At 72.8% G+C, this 21816-nt stretch carries 23 protein-coding genes; 11 read left to right on the forward strand and 12 right to left on the reverse strand.

What is annotated here, in order from left to right:
• Positions 1-66 precede the first annotated feature (66 nt).
• The 7 genes from ACFV0Q_RS20010 to ACFV0Q_RS20040 form a co-directional block, all read right to left on the reverse strand.
• Entirely contained in the window at positions 67-1284 is a 1218-nt protein-coding gene (locus ACFV0Q_RS20010) for a cytochrome P450 (RefSeq protein ID WP_385007116.1), read from the reverse strand.
• 115 nt (positions 1285-1399) lie between these two features.
• Complete coding sequence (locus ACFV0Q_RS20015; RefSeq protein WP_385007118.1) at positions 1400-2059, reverse strand: response regulator; 660 nt, start codon at positions 2057-2059, stop codon at positions 1400-1402.
• Entirely contained in the window at positions 2056-3384 is a 1329-nt protein-coding gene (locus tag ACFV0Q_RS20020; protein WP_385007120.1) for a sensor histidine kinase, read from the reverse strand. The genes ACFV0Q_RS20015 and ACFV0Q_RS20020 overlap by 4 nt, the downstream gene beginning before the upstream one ends.
• A gap of 87 nt (positions 3385-3471) precedes the next feature.
• Positions 3472-4143, reverse strand: coding sequence for a response regulator (locus ACFV0Q_RS20025; protein ID WP_385007122.1), 672 nt, complete (start codon positions 4141-4143; stop codon positions 3472-3474).
• Positions 4140-5480 (reverse strand): sensor histidine kinase, encoded by a 1341-nt coding sequence (locus tag ACFV0Q_RS20030; RefSeq protein WP_385007125.1) that lies wholly within the window; start codon positions 5478-5480, stop codon positions 4140-4142. Before ACFV0Q_RS20030 ends, ACFV0Q_RS20025 begins: the two co-directional genes overlap by 4 nt.
• Before the next feature lie 10 nt (positions 5481-5490).
• A complete protein-coding gene (locus tag ACFV0Q_RS20035; RefSeq protein WP_385007127.1) occupies positions 5491-6699 on the reverse strand; it encodes an acyltransferase in 1209 nt (402 codons plus the stop codon).
• Complete coding sequence (locus ACFV0Q_RS20040; RefSeq protein ID WP_385007129.1) at positions 6692-7696, reverse strand: alpha/beta hydrolase; 1005 nt, start codon at positions 7694-7696, stop codon at positions 6692-6694. The genes ACFV0Q_RS20035 and ACFV0Q_RS20040 overlap by 8 nt, the downstream gene beginning before the upstream one ends.
• 210 nt (positions 7697-7906) lie before the next feature.
• Between ACFV0Q_RS20040 and ACFV0Q_RS20045 the strand changes: the two genes are divergently transcribed.
• The gene (locus ACFV0Q_RS20045; protein ID WP_385007131.1) at positions 7907-8386 is read left to right on the forward strand and encodes an HIT family protein; all 480 of its coding nucleotides are present in this window, start codon (positions 7907-7909) and stop codon (positions 8384-8386) included.
• Positions 8387-8413: 27 nt separating this feature from the next.
• Here the strand turns inward: ACFV0Q_RS20045 and ACFV0Q_RS20050 are convergent, their stop codons facing one another.
• The 3 genes from ACFV0Q_RS20050 to ACFV0Q_RS20060 form a co-directional block, all read right to left on the reverse strand.
• Positions 8414-9025 carry a LysE family translocator gene (locus ACFV0Q_RS20050; protein ID WP_385007133.1) on the reverse strand — a complete coding sequence of 204 codons (612 nt, stop codon included), beginning with the start codon at positions 9023-9025 and terminating at the stop codon, positions 8414-8416.
• 177 nt (positions 9026-9202) lie between these two features.
• The gene (locus ACFV0Q_RS20055) at positions 9203-9715 is read right to left on the reverse strand and encodes a MarR family winged helix-turn-helix transcriptional regulator (RefSeq protein WP_385007136.1); all 513 of its coding nucleotides are present in this window, start codon (positions 9713-9715) and stop codon (positions 9203-9205) included.
• On the reverse strand, positions 9708-10337 hold the full coding sequence (locus tag ACFV0Q_RS20060; RefSeq protein ID WP_385007138.1) for a DJ-1/PfpI family protein: 630 nt from the start codon (positions 10335-10337) through the stop codon (positions 9708-9710). Before ACFV0Q_RS20060 ends, ACFV0Q_RS20055 begins: the two co-directional genes overlap by 8 nt.
• 267 nt (positions 10338-10604) lie before the next feature.
• Between ACFV0Q_RS20060 and ACFV0Q_RS20065 the strand changes: the two genes are divergently transcribed.
• The 3 genes from ACFV0Q_RS20065 to ACFV0Q_RS20075 all read left to right on the forward strand — a co-directional run bounded on the left by ACFV0Q_RS20065 (position 10605) and on the right by ACFV0Q_RS20075 (position 13487).
• Positions 10605-11957 carry an aspartate aminotransferase family protein gene (locus ACFV0Q_RS20065; protein ID WP_385007140.1) on the forward strand — a complete coding sequence of 451 codons (1353 nt, stop codon included), beginning with the start codon at positions 10605-10607 and terminating at the stop codon, positions 11955-11957.
• Positions 11958-12066: 109 nt separating this feature from the next.
• Entirely contained in the window at positions 12067-12738 is a 672-nt protein-coding gene (locus ACFV0Q_RS20070; protein WP_385007142.1) for a GntR family transcriptional regulator, read from the forward strand.
• Between the two features lie 98 nt (positions 12739-12836).
• Positions 12837-13487: a hypothetical protein gene (locus ACFV0Q_RS20075; RefSeq protein WP_385007144.1), complete on the forward strand. Its 651-nt coding sequence runs from the start codon at positions 12837-12839 to the stop codon at positions 13485-13487.
• Positions 13488-13567: 80 nt separating this feature from the next.
• Here ACFV0Q_RS20075 and ACFV0Q_RS20080 read toward each other — a convergent pair whose 3' ends face one another.
• Positions 13568-14299, reverse strand: a complete 732-nt coding sequence (locus ACFV0Q_RS20080; protein ID WP_385007146.1) for an SLATT domain-containing protein — start codon at positions 14297-14299, stop codon at positions 13568-13570.
• 266 nt (positions 14300-14565) lie between these two features.
• On the opposite strand from ACFV0Q_RS20080, the gene ACFV0Q_RS20085 reads away from it, so the two are divergent.
• The 7 genes from ACFV0Q_RS20085 to ACFV0Q_RS20115 all read left to right on the forward strand — a co-directional run bounded on the left by ACFV0Q_RS20085 (position 14566) and on the right by ACFV0Q_RS20115 (position 20801).
• Complete coding sequence (locus ACFV0Q_RS20085; RefSeq protein WP_078950239.1) at positions 14566-14910, forward strand: YbaB/EbfC family nucleoid-associated protein; 345 nt, start codon at positions 14566-14568, stop codon at positions 14908-14910.
• Positions 14911-14949: 39 nt separating this feature from the next.
• Positions 14950-15549: a recombination mediator RecR gene (recR, locus tag ACFV0Q_RS20090; RefSeq protein ID WP_385007148.1), complete on the forward strand. Its 600-nt coding sequence runs from the start codon at positions 14950-14952 to the stop codon at positions 15547-15549.
• Positions 15542-16204: a DUF5063 domain-containing protein gene (locus tag ACFV0Q_RS20095; protein WP_385007150.1), complete on the forward strand. Its 663-nt coding sequence runs from the start codon at positions 15542-15544 to the stop codon at positions 16202-16204. The genes recR and ACFV0Q_RS20095 overlap by 8 nt, the downstream gene beginning before the upstream one ends.
• A gap of 179 nt (positions 16205-16383) precedes the next feature.
• Positions 16384-17658, forward strand: a complete 1275-nt coding sequence (locus ACFV0Q_RS20100) for an aspartate kinase (protein ID WP_385007152.1) — start codon at positions 16384-16386, stop codon at positions 17656-17658.
• Complete coding sequence (locus ACFV0Q_RS20105; RefSeq protein WP_385007154.1) at positions 17655-18728, forward strand: aspartate-semialdehyde dehydrogenase; 1074 nt, start codon at positions 17655-17657, stop codon at positions 18726-18728. The genes ACFV0Q_RS20100 and ACFV0Q_RS20105 overlap by 4 nt, the downstream gene beginning before the upstream one ends.
• 217 nt (positions 18729-18945) lie before the next feature.
• Positions 18946-19656 (forward strand): SigE family RNA polymerase sigma factor, encoded by a 711-nt coding sequence (locus tag ACFV0Q_RS20110; RefSeq protein ID WP_385007160.1) that lies wholly within the window; start codon positions 18946-18948, stop codon positions 19654-19656.
• The gene (locus ACFV0Q_RS20115; protein WP_385007156.1) at positions 19653-20801 is read left to right on the forward strand and encodes a hypothetical protein; all 1149 of its coding nucleotides are present in this window, start codon (positions 19653-19655) and stop codon (positions 20799-20801) included. The genes ACFV0Q_RS20110 and ACFV0Q_RS20115 overlap by 4 nt, the downstream gene beginning before the upstream one ends.
• On the opposite strand, the gene ACFV0Q_RS20120 is transcribed toward ACFV0Q_RS20115, so the two are convergent.
• Positions 20779-21651, reverse strand: a complete 873-nt coding sequence (locus ACFV0Q_RS20120; RefSeq protein WP_385007158.1) for an SURF1 family protein — start codon at positions 21649-21651, stop codon at positions 20779-20781. The two genes, ACFV0Q_RS20115 and ACFV0Q_RS20120, sit on opposite strands and share 23 nt — an antisense overlap.
• Positions 21652-21816: the final 165 nt, after the last annotated feature.

Raw genomic sequence — 21816 nt, forward strand, 5'->3', positions numbered from 1 at the left:
CCCACGGGGGGCGGGCGGCCGCACGGCCGGTCGGCTGTCCGCTCAGGACTCCGGTCAGGACTCCGCTCAGAACTCCACGAGGAGTTCGCGCAGGCCGCGGATGACGAAGCCGTCGCCCCACTGGGGCTCCCGGGCGAGCCGCATGGGTGGGAGCGAAGGGTCCAGGAGGGCGCCGAAGGAGGCGGCCAGTTCGAGGCGGGCCAGGGGGGCGCCGAGGCAGTAGTGGATTCCGGCGCCGAAGGTCAGGTGTGGATTGTCGGCCCGAGTGAGGTCCAGTTCGTCCGGGTTTGTGAAGCGCGCGGGGTCCCGGTTCGCGGACCCGAACAGCAGTGCGACCTCGGCTCCGCGGGGGATCGCTACGTCTCCGACCTGGATGTCTTCGAGTACCCAGCGCTCGAACAGCTGGAGGGGCGTGTCGTAACGCATAAGTTCATCCACAGCTGTGGACAACTTTTCGGAATCCGTCGTTCCGGGGTGCGCGCGCAGCCGCGCGAGCTGCTCGGGATTGCGGAACAGGGCCCACCAGCCGTTGACCGTCGTGTTGACGGTCGCCTCGTGCCCGGCGTTCAGCAGGAGGACGCAAGTGGAGATCATCTCCTGCTCGCTGAGCCGCCCCTCCTCATCGTGAGCGGCGATCAGACCGGAGATCAAATCCGTGCCCGGACGCTTGCGCCGTGCGCCGATCAGCTCCCGCAGGTACGCGCTGAATTCGACGCTCGCCGCCACCGCACGGCGGGCCGTCTCCGGGCCCGGCCGGAGCTCGTACATCCCGCAGATGTCCGCCGACCAGGGGCGCAGCAGTCCCCGGTCCGACTCCGGGATGCCCAGCAACTCCGCGATGACCGCCACCGGGAGGGGCTCGGCGACGGCTGCCAGCAGGTCCCCGCCGCCCTCCCGCCGCAGTCCGTCCGCCAACTCCCGCGCCAGTTGCTCGACCGAGGGCGCGAGCCGCTCGACGGTGCGCGGGGTGAAGGCCTTGGCCACCAGCCGCCGCACCCGCCCGTGCGCGGGATCCTCCAGGTCCAGCAGCCCGTTCCCGTTGAGCACCTCGAAGGGCTCGTGCTCCGGCGGCGGCGCCTGGCGGCCGAACTCCTCGTGGCTGAAGCGGTGCAGGTACGTCCGCCCCAGCCGCCGGTCCCGTAGCAGCGCGCTCACATCGGCGTAGTGCGGCACCAGCCACTGCCCGGTCGCCTCCGACCACAGCGCCCGCCCCTGATCCCGCAACTCCCGGTAGGCCGGGTACGGGTCGGCTACGAAATCGGCATCCCACGGATCAAAGCCCATCCCCGCAGACTAACCGCGGCTGTCTGGCCGTCAGGTGAGATCCGGCGCCCGGCAGGTCAGGTCATCGGCCGGCCGCCGGCTTCCAGCCCGCCCCGGCCGCCGCCGAGCCCGAGCCCTAAGCCGGGGTCACCAGCCGGGTCTCGTACGCGTACACCGCCGCCTGCGTCCGGTCCCGCAGGCCCAGCTTCACCAGGATCCGGCTCACATGCGTCTTGATCGTCGACTCCGCCACGAGCAGCCGGTCCGCTATCTCCAGGTTGGACAGGCCCTGCGCGATCAGCACCAGCACCTCCGTCTCACGCTCCGTCAGCTCCGTCACCCCCGCCGGATCCGCGACCCGCGGAGCCTGCGCCAGCTTCGAGAACTCCACGATCAGCCGCTTCGTCACCGAAGGGGCCAGCAGCGCCTCCCCGGCCGCCACCACCCGCACCCCGTCAGCCAGTTGCCGGGCGGACGCGTCCTTCAGCAGGAACCCGGAGGCCCCCGCCCGCAGCGCCTGGTACACGTACTCGTCGAGGTCGAAGGTCGTCAGGACCAGCACCTTCGCGTCCGTGTCGGCCGCCACGATCTGCCGCGTCGCCTCCAGGCCGTTCATCTCCGGCATCCGGATGTCCATCAGCACCACGTCCGGCCGCAGGGCCGCCACCTGCGCGATGGCCTCCCGGCCGTCGACGGCCTCGCCGACCACCTCGATGCCCTCCATCGCGTTCAGCAGGACGGAGAAGCCCTCGCGGACCATCATCTGGTCGTCGACGATCAGCACTCTGATCGTCATGCCGGATCCTCCTCCGCCTGCGGCCGGCTGCGCACCGGTATGAACACCGCCACCTCGTACCCGCCGGACGCGCTCTCCCCGGCCGTCATCTCCCCCTCCAGCATCGCCACCCGCTCCCGCATCCCGGTGATCCCGTGCCCGGCACCCGGCGAGGGCGGCACGTCCCCGACGGCCGGACCGTTGACGACCCGTATCCCCAGGCCGCCCAGCACGTACGACACCTCGACCCCGGCCACCGCGCCCGGCGCGTGCCGCAGGCTGTTGCTCAGGGCCTCCTGGATGATCCGGTACGCCGACAGCTCCACGCCCTGGGGCAGCTCGCGCACCGCACCCGTGACGGTCTTCTCCACGCTCAGCCCGGCCTCCCGCACATTGGCCAGCAGCCCGTCCAGCGAGGCCAGCGTCGGCTGCGGCGCATCGGGCGCCTCGTAGTCCGCGGACCGCACCACCCCCAGCACCCGGCGCAGCTCCGTCAGGGCCGCCACCGCGTTCTCCCGGATGGTGACGAACGCCGCCTCCAGCTCCGGCGGCGGATTCTTCACCCGGTACGGAGCCGCCTCCGCCTGGATCGCCACCACCGACATGTGGTGCGCGACCACGTCGTGCAGCTCCCGCGCGATGGTCGTCCGCTCCTCCAGCAGAGTCCGCCGGTCCCGCTCGATGGCCGTCACCTCCAGCTGCGCGGTGACCTCCTGCTTCGCCTCCCGCCGGGTGTTGCGGACCGTCACCACGAGCAGCGCCACCGCAGACGCGAACGCCATCGGCGCGACACTGCCCGAGTCTCCCTCCCCGATCAGGATCGGCCCCACCGACCCGAACACCACCGTGATGACCCACATCCACCCGGCCACCCGCGGCCTGGTCCGCAGCGCGACGAAGACCATCACGGCGAGGTAGGCGATGAAGGTGCTCGGCGACCACGGCCAGCTGAACTCCCGGTCATGGACCACCGAGAGCACGGCCGTCGCGGCCAGCGCCGCCCAGAACGCCCCCAGGGGCCGCACCATGGTCATCAGCACCGGCACCGCGGCCACCAGCCCCGTCACCGCGCCCTCGACCGGCGGCGTGCCGCCGATACCGCTGGCACCCGCCAGCATGATCACGAAGAACGCCGTCACCACCACCAGCGCGTGCGGCAGGTAGGCCGCATGCGCCCGTATCCGCTTCGGCAGCCGGCGGGTCAGTGGCCCGTCCGTCCGCATCGGGGCGAGCGGCCGGTAGGCGAAGGCGTCGGTGAGCAGGTCGTCACGCAGGCTCTGGATCAAGCCCGAAGCCAGCCGCAGTTCGGGTGGCCGGGGGGTGGCCCCGGTGGTCGTCTCGGTCATGTCCAAACCGTAGGCCGCCCGCCCTGTCGTCCGCGTCGGCGCCGAAGGGGATTTCCCGGGGTCCCCCGCAAGTACTACGCGGGCCCCTCAGTAGCCCGCGGGGCGGACCAGACCCGTCTCGTACGCGAACACCGCGGCCTGGGTCCGGTCGCGCAGGCCCAGCTTCACCAGGATCCGGCTCACATGGGTCTTCACCGTCTGCTCGGCCACCACCAGGTGCTGGGCGATCTCCGCGTTGGACAGCCCCTGGGCGATCAGCGACAGCACTTCCGTCTCCCGCTCCGTCAACTCCTCGATCCGCGCCCTGGACGGCGCCCGCGGCGCCCCCATCCGCGAGAACTCGGTGATCAGCCGCTTCGTGATGTTCGGCGACAGCAGGGCCTCACCGGCGGCCACCACCCGCACCGCCTCGGCGAGCTGGTCCGCCGAGGCGTCCTTCAGGAGGAAGCCGGAGGCCCCGGCGCGCAGCGCCTCGTACACGTACTCGTCGAGATCGAAGGTGGTCAGCACCAGCACCTTCACCGCCGATCCCGGCACGCCGGTGATGACGGAGGTGGCCTCGATGCCGCCCATGCCGGGCATCCGGATGTCCATCAGGACCACATCGGGCCCCAGTTCCGCGACCTTCGCCACCGCGTCGGCGCCGTCCACGGCCTGGCCGACCACCTCCAAGTCGGGCTGCGCGTTGAGGAGGACGGTGAAGCCCTGCCGGACCATCATCTGGTCGTCGGCGATCATCACCTTGATCGGAGTGCTCATACGTCCTTCTTCATCTCGGACTTCTTCGTCTCGGGCTTCTTCGTCTCGGGGGTGGAACCGCCGGGCGGGTCCGTCGGCAGCACCGCGGTCACCTCGTACCCGCCACCGGGCCGCGGGCCGGCCGCCAGCTCGCCCCCCAGCATGCCCGCCCGCTCCCGCATCCCGAGCAGCCCGTGCCCGGCGCCGACCGACGGCGGGGCGGGCCGGGCCGGAGCGGTGTTCGCGATGCACAGGTGCAGCTCGCGCGGCCCGTAGGCAATGCCCACCTCCACCCGCGAACCGGGCGCGTGCCGCAGACAGTTGCTCAGCGCCTCCTGCACGATCCGGTACGCGGTCAGCTCGACGCCCGGGGTCAGCGGGCGCCGTATCCCCGCCACCTCGGTGGCGACGTCCAGCCCGGCACCCCGCACGTTGTCCACGAGCCCGTCCAGCTCGGCGAGGGTGGGCTGCGGATGCTGCGGGGCCGCCGGATCCTCGGGCTGCTCGGAACGCAGCACCCCCAGCACCCGGCGCAGCTCCGTCAAGGCCTCCAGCGCGTTCGCCCGGATCCCGGCGAGGTTCTCCTTCAGCTCCTCGGACGGGTTCTCCACCAGGTGCGGGGCGACCTGCGCCTGGATGGAGATCACCGACATGTGGTGGGCGACCACGTCGTGCAGCTCGCGGGCGATCCGGCTGCGCTCCTCCAGCAGGGTCCGCCGGGCCCGCTCCTCCTCGGTCAGGGTCTCCTGCACGACGAGCTGACTGCGCGCCAGGCGCACCGCGCGCAGTGCGTACCCGAGCAGCCCCACGATGCCGAAGACGAGGCTGGAGGTGAAGAAGCTGGTCGAGCTGTGCGGCGGTTTGAACGACAGCTCGGCGACGGCCGTGAGGGCGACGGGGACGGTGACCACCACGACGGTGACCCGGGGCGGCACGCGCAGCGCGGCCAGCAGGATCAGCGGGGCGAAGGCCAGGAACCCGGCGGGCATCCAGGGCCAGCTCTGGCCGTGCCCGACGTGACCGTAGATCACCCAGGCGATCACGCCGCCCGCGAGCAGCCCCAGCCACCAGGCGGCGATCGGGCGCGACAGCGCCACCGCGATCGGCACCCCGGTCATGAGCGCCAGCACCAGGGAGGGCCCGCCGGTGACGTGGTAGTGGTCGGACAGCTGCTCATTGGTGAGGAAGCCGAAGAAGACGGCCAGGTACAGCACCAGCGCGTGCGGCAGCCGGGCCAGCCACCGGGGCCGGGACATCCGGGGGAGCGGGTCCCGCCGCAGGGTGAACAGTTCCAGGACGGTGGCTCTGATGCCGGGGGGCCAGGCGGCGTCCGCCAGGGATGCGTGCTGTTCGGTCACACGGCTCACCCTAGGCATGGCCGGCCTCCTCGAGACGGGCCGGCCGGGACCGAGGAGCCCGCGGCGGCGGTACGGTCGGGCCCCCGCGCGGGGTGCGCGCGGACCGGGGCTGCTCGTGGACGCGGAACGCGGCCCAGCAGATGGCCAGGGCGGCCGCGAACACCGGCAGCCACAGCAGCCGTGCGGCGATCCAGCCCGGCGAGGCGGGCGCGGTGTGCAGGCCGGGCAGGTCGGTGGAGAACAGCAGCCCCAGAGCGGTGACGGACATCATCGCGGTCTGGTGCCAGAGGAAGACGGTCATCGCGGACAGGTTCAGCAGGGCCACCTTCGCCCAGGTCCGGGGCCGCCCCATGGCCCGGGCGAGGGGCTCGCGGAGCAGCAGGGCCAGTCCGCACTGGGCGAGCCCGAACGTAGCCGCGGCCAGCGTCGGCGGGTTCAGGTTGGATATCGCCGCGCCGGGCACCCCGACCATGGACGCCGGGTACCCGCCCCAGACGACCAGCGCGGCGGTGGCGGCCGCGCCGCCGCCCAGCAGGAACAGGGCCGGGCGGCGCCGGGTGAAGGCGCCCCGGGACCAGGCGGCGCCGAGGGTGTAGGGGACGAGCCAGCCGGCGGCGACGTTGACCCAGCCGGTCCACTGCGGCCCGTCGAGGCCGAACCGCCACAGGTCCACCCCGGCCACCACGGCCAGCGGCCACAGCGGATGCAGCCGCGCGACGAGCGGGGTCGCCGCGGTGAGCGCGGCGAACACCAGCAGGAACCACAGCGGGGACCACACCAGCTGGAGCAGCGTCCGTACGGTGTCCCACTCGGCGCCGCCCAGCAGCAGCCCGCCCGCCACGACGGCCCACAGCGTCAGCAGCGCCGCCACCGGCCGGAACAGCCGCCCGAGGCGCTGCCGCACCCAGGAGCCGTACGGGATCCCGCGGGCCCGCGCCGACGCGTGGCTCTGGGCCGCGACATGGCCGCCGACCAGGAAGAACACGGCCAGGGTCTGGAACACCCAGGACACCGGGGCCAGCCAGGGCATGGCGGCCAGCGGGCTCGTGCCGTGCAGACCACCGTCGGCGGCGGTCAGGGCGGTGACCAGCCAGTGGCCGAGCACCACACCCAGGATCGCGAAGGCCCGCAGGGCATCCACGGACCGGTCCCGGTGTGCCGGGGTCGCCTCGTCGACACGGTCCGCGAGGGCGGACCAGCCGGATCGGAGCCTACGCATGCGAGGCCTCCTGACCGGTGACGGAAGAGACGGGACCACCGGCGGAGCCGGAGCCGGAGCCGATGACGATGTGGGCCAGGCTGTCGAGGGACTCGGTGCCGGGCTTGAGGTAGTCGCTGTGCCCGGCGGAGCCCGCCGCGAAGATCCGGGCGCCGAAGGCGGGATCCACCGGGTCGGTACCGAAACCGACCCCGCCGAAGCGGACGTGCGGAACACCGCCGATCCAGTCCTCGCTGCCCCGCCCGGCCCACACCCGGGCCGAGGTCGGCAGACCGGCGGCGGAGGAGGCCCCCGTACCCGGACTGCCGTACAGGACGATGTCGCCGACCCCGGGGCCCGTCCGGGTCCGGGCGCAGACCACCGAGCCGTACGAGTGGCACAGCAGGGACACCCGGACTTCGGGCCGGGCCATGCCCCGCAACCGGTCGAGGAACGGACCCAGTTCGGCGGCGGCCCGGTCGGCGCGGTCGGTGGTCAGCACGGTGGTGCTGACCGTCCCGGGGGTGTCGTACCCGAGCCAGGCGACCACCGCCGAGCTCGGATGCTCCGCCCGGAGGCGCCGCTGGAGGGAGACCGCCCCGTCCCGGAAGCGCTGGTAGGTGTCCAGGGTCGTGTCGGAGCCGGGCACCAGGACGGTGACCCGGTCGGCCGTCCCCAGATCGCCGAACACCTCGACGGCGCGCCCCGTCCCCCGGCCGTCGAAGACCAGGAACCGGGCCCCGGCCCCGTCACCGCCCGGTGAACCGGCCGCCATCGCGCGCAGCTTCACGGCCCGGCCCGCGCGGCCCGCCTCCTGCGCCGTGCGGGCCGCCTCGCCTATGCCGGCGAGGTTGGCCGCGTACCGGCTCTGCGCGGTCGCGGATTCGGCGAACACCACCGGGGCGGGCGCCGGAACGTCCGGGGAGGCGGCCGCGGTCACGGGGATCACGACGGCAGCGGCAACGAGGCCGGCGAGCAGGGTGCGGCGAACGCGGCGGATGCGGCTGCCATTGGTCATGACGTGTGCCCTCTTCCTCGACTCCGTGGGAAGAGCGGGCACTCGCCCGCTCTCACAACGAAGTTAGGAATCCGCCCCCATGGTCGGCGTCACGCTCCGGAGCGGCCTTTCAAGCTGGCTCTCAGGTATGACGCCCCCTACCTCAGAGCCAGCCAACGGCCGGACGGGCAGCCCCGATCGACCCATCCGACGCCGCGTTAGGGTCCGGGAATGAACGCGACCGACTGGCGACACGACCGCATAGGCAGCGCGCACCGCGGCGAGAACCCCACCGTCCTGCGCCGCCTCGACGCGGGCTTCGCGGCGATCGGGGACCGGCAGTTCCTGCCCGGGTATTCGGTGCTGCTGGCCGACGACCCCGCCGTGACCCGGCTCTCGGACCTGCCCCCGGCGCGCCGGATCGCCTACCTCACCGACCTGGAACGGTTCGCCGAAGCCGTCGAGCGCGCCTGCGCCCGCCTCGACCCGGCCTTCCGGCGCGTGAACATCGAGATCCTGGGCAACACCGACCCCTACCTCCACGCCCACATCTGGCCCCGCTACGACTGGGAGCCCGCCGGGCTCGTCCGGATGCCGGTCTGGCGCTACGAGGACGAGGAGTGCTGGCGCGGCGAGCGCCACGCGCTGGCGCCCCGGCATGACGGACTGCGCGCCGCCATCGCGCAGGAGCTCGACGCCCTCCTCGGGTAGCGGGCCGGGTCGGCTCCCCCCTGAGAGCTACGCCGTGGACGTGGCCACGCGCACCCCGAACCCGATCAGGACGACGCCCGTCACCCGGTCCATCGTCCGGCGGACGCGCGGCCGGGTGAAGAACCGCCGGGCGCGCGACAGGACGTACACGTATGTACCCAGCCAGAGCAGTGTCAGCAGGACGTGGACCAGGACCAGGAGCGCCATCCCCGCCGCCGGGCGCAGGCCCGGCGGCGCGAGGGTGGGGAGCAGGCCGGTGTAGAACACGGCGATCTTCGGGTTGAGGGCGTTGCTCACCAGCCCGGTGCGCCAGGCGCTGCCGCCGCTGTCGGAGGCCGGGCTGTCGGCGGGGCCGGCGCCCGGGCGGCGCAGGGACCGGATGCCGAGGAAGCACAGGTACGCCGCGCCCGCGAGCTTGACCACCAGGTACACCTCGGCCGAGGCGGCGAGCAGCGCCGCGAGCCCGGCCACGGTCAGGGCGCCCCACAGCAGCAGCCCGGCGGCGATCCCGCCGACCGTGCGCAGCCCGTCGGCCCGCCCCCGGGAGACGGCCCGCCGGGTGACGATGGCCATGTCGGGGCCGGGAACGAGGGTGAGGAGGCCTAAGACGCCGGTCGCCGCGGCGAGTTGCGTGAGCACACGGCTCAGTCTGCCACCGGCGGCTCGACGTAAACGGCCCTCCAGCGCGGCGCTGGGTCCTGTCCAGGGCTTGTCCAGTACTCGCGCGCGCCGACGTCCGTTCCCCCGTCACGGGGCCGTCGGGGCTGAAAGACCCTTGGGGCTCCGCCCCAGACCCCGCGCCTCAACCTCCCCCGGCTACCGCTGGGAGGTGCCCCTGGCGGGGCCGGATTCCGCCGCGATGGTGGTCAGGGCCGCGGACAGGCGGGCCAGGGTGCGGGTCGTTTCGGCGAAGGCCTCGTCGCCCAGTTCGGCCGCCAGGCGGGTGGCCAGGGCCGCGTGCCCCGGGTTGACGCGGGCGATCGCGGCGCGCCCCGCCTCCGTCGGGCGCAGCAGTTTCGCGCGGCGGTGCGCCGGGTTCGGGGCGTACTCCGCGAGGCCCTTGGCGGCCAGCAGGTCCGCCACCCGCTGCACGCTCTGCCGGGTGATCCCCATGGACCGGGCGATGCCCGCGACCGGCAGCGGCTCCCGTAGCACGGCGCCCAGGACCTGCCACCACGCGGCCGTCAGCCCGGCCGGGCGGGCCAGTTCCTCGGAGATGCCGAGGAACTGGCCGTTGAGCTGGAAGACGCCGAGCGCGGTCCGGCTCAGCAGGTCCTGCCGCTCCCGTTCGGAGAGCGCCGGCGAGGGATCGGGCGACGTTTCAGGCATCTCCGGCCTCCGAGGCCGCCATCAGCACCGGGTACGCGGTCGCGTCCGAGTCGTGGAAGAGCCGGTACCACGCGTCCAGCACCTCCGGCCCGTACGCGCCGAGCCGCGCGAAGACCTCGCGGGCGAAGGCCACCGGCTCGGTCGGGCCCGCCGTGATCAGGTCGCCGTCGGTGACGGCGTCGGCCTCCACGTACCGCTCGCCGCCCGCGTACCCCGGCTGCCCGGCCAGGTAGAAGGGAGCCGCGCTGGTGTGCGCGCGTCCGTCCAGCAGGCCCTCGCGGGCGAGGCCCGCCGTGGCTCCGCAGATCGCCGCGACGGGCACTCCGGCCGCCAGGAGCGCGCGGGCCTTCGCCGCGAAGGGCGCCAGGTCGTCACCGGTGTCCCAGAGCGAGGCGCCGGCGAGGATCAGCAGCGAGGAGTCCTCGGGGCGCAGGTCCGCGAGGGACAGGTCGGGCTGGATGCGGACCCCGCCCATGGTGGTGACCGGCTGTCCGGCGGCGAAGCCGACCGTACGGATCTCGTGGCCGCGCTGGGTGAGGTGCGCGGTGGTGTGGCCGGTCTCCCAGTCGGCGTACGTGTCGTAGACGGCGAGGTGGACGGGCTTGCGCGGGGTCTCGCTCATGGTGCTCGCCTCCGGAAACCAATCAAGCGGCTGATGACAAAAGGCTGTCATGTTGGGAGCATGCTGTCAATGGATCCCGCGGGCCGCACAATCTGCGGGCGGCACAAGCCGCGGCCGACGCAACCCGCGGCCGACGCAACCCGCAGCCGACGCAACCCGTGCACCGCACAACCGCCCACCCCGACCGACAGACTGCCGAGGCCGGGCCTCCACCCGCATACAGTCCGCCGATATCCCTTCCGACCTGCGCACTTCTAGCGTGGCGCCATGACCCCTCATGTCACCGGCGCGACCGTCAAGGCCGCCGACCGCGCTCACGTCTTCCACTCGTGGTCCGCCCAGGCCCTGATCGACCCGCTGGCCGTCGCCGGCGCCGAGGGCTCGTACTTCTGGGACTACGACGGGAACCGCTTCCTCGACTTCTCCTCCCAGCTGGTCAACACCAACATCGGCCACCAACACCCCAAGGTCGTCGCGGCCGTGCAGGAGCAGGCCGCCCGGCTCTGCACCCTCGCGCCCGGCTTCGCCGTGGACGTCCGCTCCGAGGCCGCACGCCTCATCGCCGAGCGCACCCCCGGCGACCTGGACAAGATCTTCTTCACCAACGGCGGCGCCGAGGCCGTCGAGAACGCCGTACGCATGGCCCGGCTGCACACCGGCCGCCAGAAGGTGCTGTCCACATACCGCTCGTACCACGGGGCCACCTCCGCCGCGATCAACCTGACCGGCGACCCGCGCCGCTGGCCCTCGGACACCGCCTCCGCCGGTGTCGTGCACTTCTGGGGGCCGTTCCTCTACCGCTCGCCCTTCCACGCCACCAGCGAGGCGCAGGAGTGCGAGCGCGCGCTGGCCCACCTCGCCGACACCCTCGCCTTCGAGGGCCCGCAGACCGTCGCCGCGATCATCCTGGAGTCGGTGCCCGGCACGGCCGGGATCATGACCCCGCCGCCCGGCTACCTCGCCGGCGTGCGCGAGCTCTGCGACCGCTACGGCATCGTCTTCATCCTCGACGAGGTCATGTCGGGCTTCGGCCGCACCGGCAAGTGGTTCGCCGCCGAGCACTGGGACGTCACCCCCGACCTGATCACCTTCGCCAAGGGCGTCAACAGCGGTTACGTGCCGCTCGGCGGTGTCGCCATCTCCGCCGCCATCGCCGAGACCTTCGCCACTCGCCCCTACCCGGGCGGACTGACCTACTCCGGTCACCCGCTGGCCTGCGCCGCCGCCGTCGCGACGATCAACGCGATGGAGGAGGAGGGCATCGTCGAGAACGCCGCCCGCATCGGGTCCGAGGTCATCGCCCCGGGCCTGGCCGCCATCGCCGAGCGCCACCCGTCCGTCGGCGAGGTGCGCGGTCTCGGCACCTTCTGGGCGCTGGAACTCGTACGGGACAAGGAGACGCGCGAGCCGCTCGTCCCGTACAACGCCTCCGGCGCCGCGAACGCGCCGATGGCCGAATTCGCCGCCGCCTGCAAGGCCTCCGGTCTGTGGCCGTTCGTCAACATGAACCGGACGCACGTCGTTCCGCCCTGCACGGTCACGGAAGCCGAGGCCAAGGAGGGTCTGGCGCTCCTCGACGAGGCGCTGACGGTGGCCGACCGCCACACCACCGGCGACTAATCGTCCGGATAACGGGCGGTATGTTCGCATAACGGCCGAGAAACCGTTCGGTTTCAGCCGCGCTGCCTGGCCTAAGGTGTCCGAAGATCTATGGAGGAGACGGACCCCTATGCCAGGCAGCGGAAGCGGAGCTGTCACCCGCAACACACTTCGGCAGCAGATAGCGGACGCGCTGCGCGACGAAGTGCTCGCGGGTCGTCTGCCGCCGGGGACCGAGTTCACGGTCAAGCAGATCGCCGAGCAGTACGAGGTCTCGGCGACCCCGGTGCGCGAGGCGCTGGTCGACCTCTCGGCGCAGGGGCTGCTGGAATCGGTGCAGCACCGCGGGTTCCGCGTCCGGACCTACACCGTCGACGACTTCCGGGGCATGATCGAGGCCCGGACGCTGATCCTGGACGGCGTCTTCCGCCGGCTCGTCGAGCGCGGGGTCGCCCCCGGGGCGGGCGAGCTGCTGGTCTCGGTGCGCCGCCGGGCGGAGGAGGCCCGGCGGGCCGCGCGGAGCGGTTCGCTCGAAGTGCTGATCGGCTACGACCTGAGGTTCTGGCGGGAACTGAGCGGGCTGGTCGGCAACCCGTACATCTCGGAGTTCCTGCACCGCATCCGGGTGCAGTGCTGGGTCTTCTCCGTACCCCACCTCCAGGGCGGACCGGAGCTGCGGACCGCCCTGTGGGACGGGCACAACGAGCTGGTGGACGCCGTGACGCTGGCGGACGCCGACGAGGTACGCCGCCTCGTGCGCGCCTACAACCAGCACGGGCTGGACTGGGCCGCCGGGCTCTGAGGCCGTCACCTCCGTCACGGGTTCTGCGCACCCCTTCGCGGAGCGTGTCCGGCGCACTACTCTGGCCCGATCGGCGGCAACGACTGATCGGAGCCCGCGTGGCCTGTGACCTGTGGCTGGTCCCCCTTGTCGACGTGCTGTGCCACAGCCCCGACAACCCCTTCGCGGAAGAGATCGCCTCGTACGACAAGGCGCTGGGCGAGGCGGGTCTGCCGTCGGTGCCCGTGTTCGCCTACATGCCGGGCCTGAGCGGGGACGTGGCCCCGGTGGCCGGGTTCGACTACGACGCCCTGCACTTCCTGCGGCGCGCCTACCTGCTCCAGATCTGCGGACTGCCGGTGACGCCGGTGGACGAGCTGGGCGGGGACTACGAGCAGCTGCTGGAGATGTTCGAGCCGACGGCGCAGCAGTCGCACCTGGTGTGGCACTACGACCACGCCGGCGCGTACGTGCCGGTGGACTTCGCGGTTCCGCTGGCCAACGAGGAGCTGCTCGCCGGGGGCGGGCCGCTGGGGTCGGCGCAGGGGCTCTTGCGGGAGCTGGCCTTCGTGGCTCCCGCGATCGGGATAGATCCGGGGAACCCGCCGGCCGCGCCGGTGCCGCCGGGGAGGCCGACCTCGCTGGAGGAGCCGGCCGGGCCGATTCCGTACGACGCGAGCCCCTTCGCGCGGGAGCGGCACGTGTGGCTGGGGCTGCATGCCGCGGCGACGCGGAGCCTCGGGCAGGGGTCGATGATCATCTTCAGCTGAGAGGGCGGTGCGGGGTGCGGACGCCGCTGCCGTGGCTCCGCACCCGGACCCCCGCGCCTCGAACGCGCCGTGCCCGAACGTCAGCGCGGCTGCTCCGGCGGGCGCTGGCGGGGCATGTTCGGGCGGGTGCCCGGGGGGAGCGGGAAACGGGCCGGGGGGACGCCGGGGTCCGGGCGGGCGGAGGAGCCGGCCAGGGACTGCATCACCAGCGGCGCCGGGCCCGCGCGGAACTCGACCATCCAGTCGGCGGTCTCGGAGCGCACGAGCTCCGTGACGTCCTCCGAGAACCGGCGCAGCACCGTCAGGCAGCGCTCCGCGGCCTCGCTCGCCGTGCCCTCCGTCGGGCCCAGCACCTCCCGTACGTTCTCCGAGGCCCAGTCGAACTGGAGCGCCTGCAGCCGGCGCTGCACCGCCTGGGCCGTGGCGACGTCCCGCATCCAGCCCGAGGTCAGCCCGAAGAACCGGTCGCACGCCAGACAGGCGGCGGCGAGCAGCAGCGACAGGTACCCGTACGAGGCCGCGCCCGGCGCCGAGCCCGTCAGCTCCAGCAGCGGCATCGCGGCGCCCGTGACGGCGCCCAGGGCCGCGCCCGCCCGCAGCGCCCGCGCGCCCCGCCGCTTCCACGCCCGGTCGGACAGGTACCACTCGGCGGTGCGCAGCGCATCGGCTTCCACCCGCCGGTAGAGCTCGTCGAGCCGCTCGGCGGGTTCGCCCCAGTCCCCGAGCGGGAACGGCCGGCCGGTCAGGTCGCCGTCGCCGTCCTCTGCGGGATCCCGGGGTGGCCCCTCGGGCTGCATCTCCGGCTGACTCACCCGGCACTCCCTCTGCCTGCGCTGACGTGTCGTGGTGCGCGTGTGCGCAATGGTGCGCATGCTCTTCCTACCTTCGAATGACACGCGATGGACAACGAATCCCCGCTTTTCCGCCCGCAAGGAGGTCTCCATCAGGTACGTGCACGTCCCGTCTCTCACTCGAAAGAGTTGGTCCTCCCGGCGTAGGGCGCGGCGCCCGGGGAGCACGTAGGCTCGGATTGACCGAGCGTTCCCGAAGGTCGTCGTGACGTATGGAGTGAGTACCTGTGATTCCCGGTGGTGGCCAGCCCAACATGCAGCAGCTGCTCCAGCAGGCCCAGAAGATGCAGCAGGACCTCGCCGCGGCTCAGGAAGAGCTGGCGCTGGCGGAGGTCGAGGGCCAGGCCGGAGGCGGTCTGGTGAAGGCGACCGTCACCGGTTCCGGTGAGCTGCGGGCGCTGGTGATCGACCCGAAGGCCGTGGACCCGGAGGACACCGAGACCCTCGCCGACCTGGTCGTCGCGGCGGTCCAGGCGGCCAACGAGAACGCGCAGGCCCTCCAGCAGCAGAAGCTGGGGCCGCTGGCCCAGGGCCTGGGCGGCGGCAGCGGCATTCCCGGCCTCCCGTTCTAGTTCCCGAACCCCGAAGATCCACAGAAAGAAGGCAGTCCGTTGTACGAAGGCGTGGTCCAGGACCTGATCGACGAACTGGGCAGGCTGCCCGGCGTCGGGCCCAAGAGCGCGCAGCGGATCGCCTTCCACGTCCTGCAGGCCGAGCCCACCGACATCCGCCGCCTCGCGCACGCGCTGCTGGAGGCCAAGGACAAGGTCCGCTTCTGCGCGGTCTGCGGGAACGTGGCGCAGGAGGAGCGGTGCGGCATCTGCCGCGACCCGCGCCGCGACCCCACGGTCATCTGTGTGGTCGAGGAGTCCAAGGACGTGGTCGCGATCGAGCGGACCCGCGAGTTCCGGGGCAAGTACCACGTCCTGGGCGGGGCGATCAGCCCGATCGAGGGCGTCGGCCCGGACGACCTGCGCATCCGCGAGCTGCTCGCGCGCCTCGCGGACGGGACGGTCACCGAGCTGATCCTCGCGACCGACCCGAACCTGGAGGGCGAGGCGACCGCCACCTACCTCGCCCGCATGATCAAGCCCATGGGCCTGAAGGTCACCCGCCTGGCCAGCGGGCTCCCCGTCGGGGGAGATCTGGAGTACGCGGACGAGGTCACGCTCGGGCGGGCCTTTGAAGGAAGGCGACTTCTCGATGTCTGACGCAACGCTGCACGCCCTGGGCCAGGACCCGGACGACTTCGCCGCCTCGATCGCGGACCAGATCGAGTCGTTCATCGTCGCGGTCACCGAGGTGGCCAAGGGCGAGGACCCGGACAGTGCCGTGCCCTTCCTCCTCCTGGAGGTGTCCCAGCTGCTGCTGGCGGGCGGCAGGCTGGGCGCGTACCAGGACGTCCTGCCCGAAGAGCGCTACGAGCCCGACCTGGGCCCGGAGCCGGACGTGGACGACCTGCGCGAGCGCTTCGCCGTCATGCTGGAGCCGGTCGACGTCTACTCCGAGGTCTTCGACCCGTACGAGCCGCGCAAGGCCCCGGTCGCGCACCGGATCTCCGACGACCTCGCCGACGTGGTCGCCGACCTGCGGCACGGCCTCATCCACCACCAGGCGGGCCGGATCACCGAGGCGCTGTGGTGGTGGCAGTTCTCGTACTTCACCAACTGGGGTCCGACGGCCTCGGCCACCCTGCGCGCCCTCCAGTCGCTGATCGCGCACGTCCGCCTCGACCAGCCCCTCGCCGCCCTGGACGGGCTGGACACGGACGAGGACCTGGCCGAGGACGAGCTCGCCGAGCAGGCCGGCCTGGTCATGGCGGAGGAACTCGGCACCCTCGGCCGCCGTCCGGTCGGCGGGCCGTAGCCGGCGGGTTGTAGCGCGCGACCGGAAAGAGGCGGTCCTGAGAGGCGCCACGGCGACGGCCGCCCCGCCATGATCATGGGGTGAACCGGATGTCTCATGATGTGGTACGCGTCGGTCGTATTGCGGGCGCTCGTTAGACTGGCCCGCGACCGCAGTACTGGATTGAGCGAGGAGCGCACGTGGGCCTTGTCGTGCAGAAGTACGGAGGCTCCTCCGTAGCGGATGCCGAGGGCATCAAGCGCGTCGCCAAGCGGATCGTGGATGCCAAGAAGAACGGCCACCAGGTGGTCGTCGTGGTTTCCGCGATGGGCGACACGACGGACGAGCTGATCGATCTCGCCGAGCAGGTATCTCCGATGCCTGCGGGGCGCGAATTCGACATGCTGCTGACCGCCGGGGAGCGGATCTCCATGGCCCTGCTGGCCATGGCGATCAAAAACCTGGGCCACGAGGCCCAGTCGTTCACCGGTAGCCAGGCAGGCGTGATCACCGACTCGGTCCACAACAAAGCGCGCATCATCGATGTGACGCCGGGCCGAATCCGCACCGCGCTGGACGAGGGCAACATCGCCATCGTCGCCGGCTTCCAGGGCGTGTCCGCGGACTCCAAGGACATCACCACCCTCGGCCGGGGCGGCTCGGACACCACCGCCGTCGCGCTCGCCGCGGCGCTGGACGCCGAGGTCTGCGAGATCTACACCGATGTCGACGGCGTCTTCACCGCGGACCCCCGCGTCGTGAAGAAGGCCCGGAAGATCGACTGGATCTCCTCCGAGGACATGCTGGAGCTCGCGGCCTCCGGCTCCAAGGTGCTGCTGCACCGTTGCGTCGAGTACGCCCGCCGCTACAACATCCCGATCCACGTCCGCTCGTCCTTCTCGGGACTGCCGGGCACCTGGGTCAGCAACGAGAATCCGCAAGGGGACGCGCAGGTGGAGCACGCCATCATCTCCGGAGTCGCTCACGACGTCTCCGAAGCCAAGATCACGGTCGTCGGCGTTCCGGACAAGCCGGGCGAGGCCGCGGCGATCTTCCGCGCCATCGCGGACGCCGAGATCAACATCGACATGATCGTCCAGAACGTGTCGGCCGCCTCCACGGGCCTGACGGACATCTCCTTCACCCTCCCCAAGACCGAGGGCCACAAGGCCATCGACGCCCTGGAGAAGGCGAAGAACCAGATCGGCTTCGACTCGCTGCGCTACGACGACCAGATCGGCAAGATCTCCCTCGTCGGCGCGGGCATGAAGACGAACCCGGGCGTCACCGCCTCCTTCTTCCAGGCGCTGTCCGACGCGGGCGTGAACATCGAGCTGATCTCCACCTCCGAGATCCGCATCTCGGTCGTCACCCGCCAGGACGACGTCAACGAGGCCGTCCGCGCCGTGCACACGGCCTTCGGCCTGGACTCCGACAGCGACGAGGCCGTCGTCTACGGAGGCACCGGCCGATGACGGCGACCCGGTCCTCCGGCCCGGCGCTCGCCGTGGTCGGGGCGACCGGAGCGGTCGGCTCGATCCTGCTCCAGATCCTGTCCCAGCGGGCGGACGTCTGGGGCGACATCCGCCTGATCGCCTCCCCGCGCTCGGCCGGCCGCGTGCTGGCCGTCCGCGGGGAGGAGACCGAGGTGCTCGCCCTCACCGAGGACGCCTTCGACGGCCTCGGCGCGGGCGACGTCGCGCTGTTCCTGACCCCGGCCGAGGTCTCGGCGCGCTGGGCTCCCGTGGTGACCGCGCGCGGCGCCGTCGTGGTGGACCAGTCCGCGGCCTTCCGGGAGGACCCCGAGGTGCCCCTGGTGGTGCCCGAGGTGAACGGCAGTGCCGTACGGATCCGGCCGCGCGGGATCGTCGCGGGCCCGGACTGCGTGACCGCCGCGATGATCGCCACCCTGGGCGCGCTGCACGCCGAGTACGGGCTGGCCGAGCTGGCCGTGTCCTCGTACCAGGCCGCCAGCGCCGCGGGCCGGGCCGGTTCCGAGGCGCTGCGCCGGCAGCTGTCGCTGGTCGCCGGGACCTCCCTCGGGGAGCAGCCCGGGGACGTACGCCGTGCCGTGGGCGAGGACACCGGCCCCTTCGCGGCTCCGCTCGCGCTGAACGTGGTGCCCTGGTCCGGGGAGCTGCGCGAGGACGGCTGGTCCTCGCACGAGCTGGCCGTACGGGCGGAGACCCGGCGGATCCTGGGGCTGGAGGCACTGCCGGTCGCGGTGACCTGCGTACAGGTTCCCGTGCTGACCGGGCATTCCCTCACCGTGCGGGCCCGCTTCGAGCGGGCGGTGACCGCGGCGCACGCCCGGGAGATCCTGGAGGCGGCGCCCGGGGTGGTGCTCGTGGACGATCCGGCGGCGGGGGAGTTCCCCACGCCCGCCGACGCGGCCGGCACGGATCCGGCCTGGGTGGGCCGGGTGCGGGCCTCGCTCGACGACGACCATTCCCTGGAATTCTTCGTGTGTGCGGACAATCTGCGCAAGGGTGCCGCACTGAATGCCACTCAGATCTCGGAACTGATCGCGGGTGAATTCGCGTAATTCGCTTTGTAGGATCGGTGTCGATCCCTTGATCAAGGTGATGGCCCGACTGCCGCCTGGACAAACGGGGCAATTGGGAAGAGCGGGTACGCATGAGGGCAATGGGGAAATCGCTGGTCGCTTTGCCGCACGCGTACAACCCTGACGGGGGGACGGGTGTCCAACTCGCGTGGCAGAGGCACTGTTGGAATGGACCGTCCTACCGGCGCGCACCGGGATCGCTCCGGCGCGCCGTCGCTCCGGTGCGCCCGGAGGCCCCGGCGGCTTCCCTGTGATCGTGCCCGTCCCGCCGGCGAGCGTTCCGGCCACCGCGCCGCCCGTCCTGCCGAGCCGGGGCGTCCGCGTGCCCTCGCCCCGCGATAGCGCGGCCACCGAAGGGGCGTCGGGCGCGGCCGAGGGGGACATCACCGCCGAGGCGCGCCCGGTCGTCGCCGGTACCACCGTCGACCACCTCACCGAGACCTACCAGGCCCACTACCGGTCGCTCCTGGGCCTGGCCGCGCTGCTCCTCGACGACACCGCCTCCTGCGAGGACGTGGTCCAGGAGGCCTTCATCCGCGTCCACTCGGCCCGCAGCCGGGTACGGGACCGGGACAAGACACTGGCCTATCTCCGCCAGACCGTCGTGAACCTCTCGCGTTCCGCGCTGCGCCGCCGCATCCTCGGTCTGAAGCTGCTGTCCAAGCCGATGCCGGACATGGCCAGCGCGGAGGAGGGGGCGTACGACCAGCTGGAGCGGGACGACCTGATCAAGTCGATGCGCGGGCTCCAGCGCCGCCAGCGCGAGGTGCTGGTGCTGCGCTACTTCGCGGACATGACGGAGGTCCAGGTCGCCGAGACGCTCGGGATATCGCTCGGCTCGGTCAAGGCGTACGGATCGCGGGGCATTGCCGCGCTGAGGGTGGCGATGGAGGCTGCGCAGTCATGACGGACGACGACAAGAACCCGCCGGGTCGGGCGACCGCTGACGAGGAGGCGCTGCGCGGGCTGCTGGCCGGGGCCGTGCGGGGCCTGGAGCCCTCCGACGGGGCCCTGGAGCGGCTGCGCCACGCGGTGCCCGCCCGCCGGGCCCGCAAACGTCAGGCCCTCGTCGGCGCGGCCGCGGTGGCGCTGCTGGCCGGTACGGCGATCCCGGCCGCACTGCACCTGGGCACCGACCAGGGTGCGGCCGCCGGGCACTCCGCGATGGCCGGGCACGGCGAGTCCCAGGGCGGCGGCCCCGGCGGCCCCTCCGACCCGCACCAGAACGGCTCCGGGGACGGGGGCAAGGGCGACCCGAAATCGGCCAAGGCCACCGGCAAGGACCAGGAGACGGGCGGCGCCGACGGTACGCCGTCCCCGCAGGCGAGCGGCTCCCCCTACGGCGGCACGGTGGCGGACCCGTCCGGCGCCGGAGCCACCGCGGGCACCACTGCCGCAGGCGCGGGCAACGGTCCGCAGCCCCCGGCGGGCGCCGCCCCGGGGGCGCCGGCCTGCACAGCCGGACAGCTCGGGGTGGCCGGCAGCGCCCGCGCCCCCGAGTCCGACGGCAAGGTGCTCGGCAGTTTCAAGGTCACCAACGTCTCCGCCCGGGGCTGCACGGTCACCGGCCCGGACACGGTGACGGCCGCACCCCTCCCCGCGGGCCCGCCGCCCGCGCAGGCCGCTCCGGTGACGGTGACGGGCCACAGGGCGGGGGACCCGGCGAGCGGGCTGCTGCCCGACCCGTCGGCGGAGGCTCCGGTGCTGTTGCTGGAGCCGAACACGGCGTACGAGGTGCGCTTCGCCTGGGTGCCGTCCGCGCAGTCCTGCCCGGCGGTGAGCCCCGACCCGACGGCCAAGCCGCAGCCGGGCGGCGAGGCGCAGGCCCCGGCCGGTGCGCAGGACGGCGCGGGGGCACCCGCGGTGGCCGGCGCGGACGCGGCCGCACCCGGCCCGGACCCGAACTCCGGCTCGGCGGGCGGGCAGGCGGGAGCGGGAGTGGCGGTGTCGCACACCCCCACCGGCGGCGATCCGGTCACCCGGACCACCATCCCGGAGGCCTGCGGGGGGACCGTCTACCGGACGGGCATCATTCCGCAGGCCGCGCCGTAGCGGAGCCGGACACCGGGGCCGGTTCGGGCGCGGGCGCCGCCGCCTGTTCCGCCGCCGTGGCCCCCGAGGCCCGGGTGGCCCCCGTGGCCGCCTCCGGCGCCGGGAGCAGCCCCGCCTCGGCGTCGCGCAGGGTCTCCACCTCGCGGCGGTAGAGCCGGAACCACATGAAGAGCACGAAGCCGGCGAAGACGAACCACTCGCCGGTGTAGCCGAGGTTCTGGAAGGCCTTCAGGTCGAGCCCGGTGTTGAGCGGGGCCTTCGCCGGCACCGGGATCATCCCGTCCGCCGGGGTCTGCACCGTCAGCCAGGCGTCGTAGAGCGGGTCCTGCACCAGGTTGACCAGCGTGGCCGCCCCGATGACCCCGACCTGCCCGGCCGGCAGTCCGCCCTGCGCGTGCACGCCCTTGGTCCCGGAGTTCTCCGAGGCCTGCAGGGCCCCCGTCACCTCGGTCCGCCCGGTCGGCGCGGCCGGGGCCTTCGCCGGGTCGGCGGAGCCCGGCAGCCAGCCCCGTACGACGGGGACGGTCCTGCCGGTGTCGGTCCGCAGCAGCGTCAGGACGTAGAAGCCGGTCTTCCCGTCGACCACCCGGTCCGGGACCAGCAGCTGCTGTCCGTACTCCCCGGCCGTCGAGGCGAGCCGGCCGGAGGTCTTCGTGTCGACCGGCAGCAGCGAGTCCAGCGGTGCGGCCGGCTGGTCGGCGGGGCGTTCGGCGGTCGCCTCCCGGTGGCTGCCGACGCGGTCCTCGAACCGGCCGAGCTGCCAGGACCCCATGAACAGGCAGACGGGGATGGCGAGCGCGACGAAGACGTTGATCCCCCACCAGCGCGGGGTCAGGAGAAACCGGTGCACCCCACCACCGTACGGGGGGTACCCCGGGGGCCCGCCCCCGGGGCTCGGGCCGGCCCCCGGCGCCCGGGGGGGGGCCCCCGGGGGGGCGGGGCCCCCGGGCGGAACAGGGGGGGTTGTTGAGTTGGTAAGAAAAAATAATAACGAGAAGGAGTATAAGAAACACCG

This window comes from Streptomyces sp. NPDC059564 (assembly GCF_042735575.1).
GTDB lineage: Bacteria > Actinomycetota > Actinomycetes > Streptomycetales > Streptomycetaceae > Streptomyces.